This is a genomic window from Arthrobacter sp. 05L417 (assembly GCF_056397865.1).
In genome coordinates this window covers 1-4,960 of the sequence record NZ_JBFTOG010000072.1, presented here as the reverse complement: position 1 = coordinate 4,960, position 4,960 = coordinate 1, and the positions used below count along the sequence as shown (strand labels likewise).

Sequence of the window (4,960 nt, the reverse complement as noted above, 5' to 3'; positions counted from 1 at the left end):
GCAATCTGCGCCAGCGGCGCCTCGCCCTTGCGGGCCACATCAATAACATCCTGGCGGAACTCCGCCCCATAAGCCGTCGGCATGGTCAACATCCTTCCACGAGCACCAGCTCGCTAGGTCAAGGAGTCAACAAAACCGGGGGCAGTCCCCCCGGTCTACCCCGTTGACCGGGACCAGCCAGACCTCGACCACGACCTACACCCACGGCGACACTACTCACCCGGGCGATGTCACCGCCGTCACGGACCCGGACGGACACACCACCGACTACGCTTATGACGCTGCCGGGAACCGCACTTCCACCACCGATCCTGGTGGGAACATTGCCAGAGCCACTTTCGACCCGGTCGGCAGGATCCTGACCACCACGACCGCGCGTGGAAACACGACCAGCTACGCCTACGACGCCGACGGGCGCCCGGTCACCGTCACCGACCCGCTGAACAACACCACCAGCTACGGCTACGACGCCGTCGGGAACCGCACCACGGTCACCGACGCGCAAAATCACACCACGACCACCGCCTACGATCCCAACGGGCACGTAATCTCCCAAACGAGTCCTGACGGAAGCGTCACCACCACAGCAAACGACCCCGACGGCAATCCCACGATCGTCACCGACCCGGCCGGTCACGCAACCACCTACGCCTACGATCCCCTCGGACGTATCATCTCCGCCAGCGATCCCCTCAATCGTGCGACGACGTACGGCTACGACGCCGCCGGCCATGTCACATCCATAACAGATGCATCCGGACGCACGACCAGCAACACCTACGATCCGGCCGGCGACAAAACCGGAACAAGCTACTCCGGCGGGGCCACCCCATCCGCGACCTTTACCTACACAGCCACCGGTAAGCGTGCCACGATGACCGACGGGACCGGAACCACCACCAACAGTTACGACTCCCTTGGCAGGCTCACCTCCTCCACCAACGGCGCCGGACAGGCCATTGGATACACCTACGACCTCGCCGGGCACCTCACCGCACTGGCATACCCGAACGGGCAAACCGCCACGCGCGCCTATGACACAGCCGGGCACCTCACCGGGATCACGGACTGGCTAGGGCACACCACAGCCTTCACGCCTGACGCGGACGGCAACACGACGAGCACCGTCTACGGCAACGGCGTCACCGCCGCGACAACGTTCGACGGGGCCGGACAGGTTGCTGCCATCACGGACACCGGCCCCGGAAGCACTGCCTTGGGGTCCTTCACCTACACCCGCAACAACACCGGCGCCCTGACCTCCACCACGACTACCGGGATCACCCAGCCAGCCGAAAACTACAGCTACACCAGCCGGGACCAGCTCGCCGGCGTGAACACCAGCGCCTACACCTACGACCCCACAGGCAACGCCACCACCCTTGGCTCAGGGGCGACCCTGACCTACGACGCGGCCAGCCAACCCGCCAGCTACACCCTGGCCGGAACCACCACAACCATTAGCTACGACGCCCAGGGCAACCGGCTCACCGGTCCCGGACCCGCTGGATCCACCGCGGCCTACACCTGGGACCAGGCCAACCGGCTTACCCGAGCCAGCGGCACCAGTTTCGCGTACAACGCCGAGGGCCTCCGCGCCAGCCGCGTCCCCGCCTCCGGCCCAGCTCAGCACTACGCCTGGGACACCCGGGCAGGGGTACCGCTGATGCTCACCGACGGGACCACCAGCTACCTCTACGACGACGCCGGCAACCCCGTCGAGCAAATCGACCCCACCGGAACCGCACTGTACTACCAGCATGACCAATACAACTCGACCAGGCTCCTAACCGACAGCAACGGCACCGTGGCCGCCAGCTACGCCTACGACGCCAACGGCAACCCCAGCCAAAAAACCGGGACAGCCGACACCCCACTGCGCTGGAACGCCCAGACCCAGGACACCGACACCGGCCTCTACTACCTCCGCGCCCGCTACTATGACCCAATGACGGCACAATTCCTCAGTGTCGACCCCCTCGCCGCCATCACCAATGCAATCTACGCATACGCCAACAACAACCCGCTCAACGCATCGGACCGCTTGGGCCTCTGGAGCTGGAACCCTTTCGAATGGTCACGCCAGGAATGGGACACGGTAGGGGCAGTTGCGGGTGTGATTGCCCTAGCCGCGACAATCGCAACCGTCACAGTGGCAACAGGGGGAACAGCTGCTCTCGTCTTAGGGGACTGTCCGATAAACGGTGTGTGGGTCCGGCCGGTTTTCATTAGTGAATGGTTCTTTCGAACCGGCCGGCGAAGGTAATCGCGAACGCGTTCAGCGCAGGCTTCCACCTCATGACCCAGCGTGCCCGACCGCCGCCGGTGGGATCAAGGGACCTGGTGACCAGATACAGGCATTTCAGGGCGGCGGCCTCGTTTGGAAAGTGCCCGCGGGCCCTCACTGCCCTGCGGTAGCGGGCGTTGATCGACTCGATCGCGTTTGTTGTGCAGATCACCCGCCTGATCTCCACGTCGTACTCCAGGAACGGCACGAACTCAGCCCATGAGGACTCCCAGAGCCGCACGATGGCCGGGTATCGCTGGCCCCACTCGGCCGTGAACTCGGCGAACCGGTCCTTCGCCGCTTGCTCGGACGGGGCCGTGTAGACCGGCTTGAGCGCCTTGACGATCCCGTCGCGGTGCTGGCGGCCGGCGTAGCGGAAGCTGTTGCGGATCAGGTGCACGATGCACTGCTGCACCACCGTTCGCTCCCACGTGGTCGTGATCGCCTCCGGCAGGCCCTTGAGCCCGTCGCAGACAGCGATCAACACATCTTCGACGCCCCGGTTCTTCAGCTCGGAGAATACCTGCAGCCAGAACCGGGCACCCTCGCCGCCGTCGCCGGCCCAGAGCCCCAGGATCTCCCGCTCCCCGTTCACGGTGACGCCCATGACGACGTAGAACGGGGTGTTGCGCACCTGCCCGTCACGGACCTTGACCACGGCCGCGTCGACGAAGAGCACCGGATAGATCGGATCCAATGGTCGGGCCGACCATTCGGCCAGTTCTCCGGCGACTTTCTCCGTGATGCGGCTGATGGTGTCTTTGGAGACCTTGGCCCCGTAGACCTCCTCGAAGTGCGCGGCGATTTCCCCGGTGGTCAGCCCCCGGGCGGAGAGCGAGAGCACGATCTGGTCGATCCCGTCCAGGCGCCGTTTCCGCTTGGGCACGATCACCGGCTCGAACGAGCCGTCCCGATCCCGGGGCACCTCGATCTCGACCGGGCCGATCTCGGTCAGCACGGTCTTGGGCCGGGTGCCGTTGCGCATGTTGGCTGCGATCGGCGTCTGGCCGTGCTCGTGCCCGAGGTGCTCGGTCAGTTCCGCTTCCAGAGCGGTTTCCAGCACGTTCCTGGTGAGCTGGTTCAGCAGCCCGCCCGGGCCAACCAGGCTCACGCCCTGTTCCTTGGCCTGCGCGAGCAGCCGCTCCGCAAGCTCCTTCTGATCGATGATCTCTCCCGTCACAGGATCGATCATCACCCCTTCCATCTCGGTCGTGGATTCTGACACGGCCGTCTCCTTTCGGATCAGGCCGGAGCCACACACCGTTATTCAGACAGTCCCCGTCTTAGGAGTGGTCGCGACATCGGCTACCGTTGTGAATGCCGGCATCGCCGGGACAGAAGCGGGCTTCGACTGCGTGGGCGGACGCACCGCTGATTGCCTCACCGGGATCTTGAACACTGGGCTATCACTGTTTGGATTCAGAGCTGGCGGCATCCTTAGGGGAACTGCGTGGACAGCCCGCCATGTGGCCGCCTCTGCGAGATCTGAAGCTCGACTGATCTGGGGTGCGGCCAACTTCGCTGGCCCATCGAACGACGCCCTCAATTACTACAGGAATTACTGCCAATGAACGTGATCGTTGTGATCTTCGGCGTTCTGCTGGGTTTGTCTGCTGGCTATTGGGGTCGCTACCGGTTCCCAATAGTGCGCCGCGGTTCACGTCTCGATGAGAGACTAGGGCAGCTCAACCTGGTCTGCATTGCGTCCCAAGGCCTAGTTGCCGTGGCTTTGGCGTTCTCAACGAACATGGCTGGAATCCCTGCGCTTGCATTCGCAGCAAGTGGACTATTGCTCGGCTCGGTCCCACTTTATTTCGCCAAAAGGAAGGACCCGCGCTTGGCCGGAGGTCACGGCGAAGGCAACCATGTGAACGAAGAGAGAACCCTTAGCCTGACGTCAAGATGGCCACATAGTGTCGTCTACACCGTAGGTTACGTTTCTCTCTTTGCTTACATCGTGTCCTTAGGGCTTACGTCCCGATAACGGGTGCGGCACACCACAGAGGTTGCCGGCCTGCAGACACGCTGCGATGCGTGTCTGCAGGCCCACCCAACACCCATCAAAAAGAAAGAACAGATGACATGACAAATGTTCCCCGGCCTCCCCAGAAGCGCTGGCCGTCCGATGCCCCGCAGATACGCAATCAGTATGCGCCGGTCCAGGCCCGGGCACCGTTCAGCAAGGCCGCCATCACGGGTTTCATCATCAGTTGCGTCGGACTTTTCGTCTTTGCCATGGCCGGTCCGCTCGGCACCGCCATCTCGGGCATCGGGTTCCGGCGTGCCAGGGACCACGGCTTGCGTGGGCGCGGGCTCGCCATTGCGGGCATGATCATCGGCATCGTCGATTTTGCGTTCTACCTCGTCACCCGGTTCCTGATTCATCCGTGAGGCAGCAAAATCCGGCTGCCCTCGCTGCGGTAACCCGCTGCCATGGCGACGGCTCCCGTTCGATGATCCAGCCGACCGCATGCCTGTCCGCATAGGGCGTACCCATTCTTGTCACCTGGCGTTGATACAGTAAGGGACTGCCCCGGCTTTTGTTGACTCGGGGTCTTAGGCCGCTGTGAGCGCGGTCCGGTTGATTGTTTCATATTCGATTGGCGTGAGTTTTCCCAGCCGTCTTTGCCGTCGCCGGCGGTGGTAGGTCCTTTCGATCCAGGTCGTGATGGC

3 protein-coding genes are annotated in these 4,960 nt (G+C 63.5%); 2 read left to right on the top strand and 1 reads right to left on the bottom strand.

Annotated features, from left to right (window positions below; genetic code table 11):
* Window positions 1-163 precede the first annotated feature (163 nt).
* Entirely contained in the window at window positions 164-2,266 is a 2,103-nt protein-coding gene (locus AC1DJW_RS26255) for an RHS repeat-associated core domain-containing protein (protein ID WP_476902921.1), read from the top strand.
* On the opposite strand, the gene AC1DJW_RS26250 is transcribed toward AC1DJW_RS26255, so the two are convergent.
* On the bottom strand, window positions 2,229-3,479 hold the full coding sequence (locus AC1DJW_RS26250; protein ID WP_476902922.1) for an IS256 family transposase: 1,251 nt from the start codon (window positions 3,477-3,479) through the stop codon (window positions 2,229-2,231). The genes AC1DJW_RS26255 and AC1DJW_RS26250 overlap by 38 nt on opposite strands.
* Window positions 3,480-4,369: 890 nt before the next feature.
* On the opposite strand from AC1DJW_RS26250, the gene AC1DJW_RS26245 reads away from it, so the two are divergent.
* On the top strand, window positions 4,370-4,678 hold the full coding sequence (locus tag AC1DJW_RS26245; RefSeq protein ID WP_459343137.1) for a DUF4190 domain-containing protein: 309 nt from the start codon (window positions 4,370-4,372) through the stop codon (window positions 4,676-4,678).
* The last annotated feature ends 282 nt before the right edge of the window (window positions 4,679-4,960 follow it).

Coding starts and splice junctions, on each gene's coding strand:
- AC1DJW_RS26250 (WP_476902922.1), bottom strand. CDS start 3,479: ATGATCGATCCTGTGACGGGAGAGATCATCGATCAGAAGGAGCTTGCG.
- AC1DJW_RS26245 (WP_459343137.1), top strand. CDS start 4,370: ATGACAAATGTTCCCCGGCCTCCCCAGAAGCGCTGGCCGTCCGATGCC.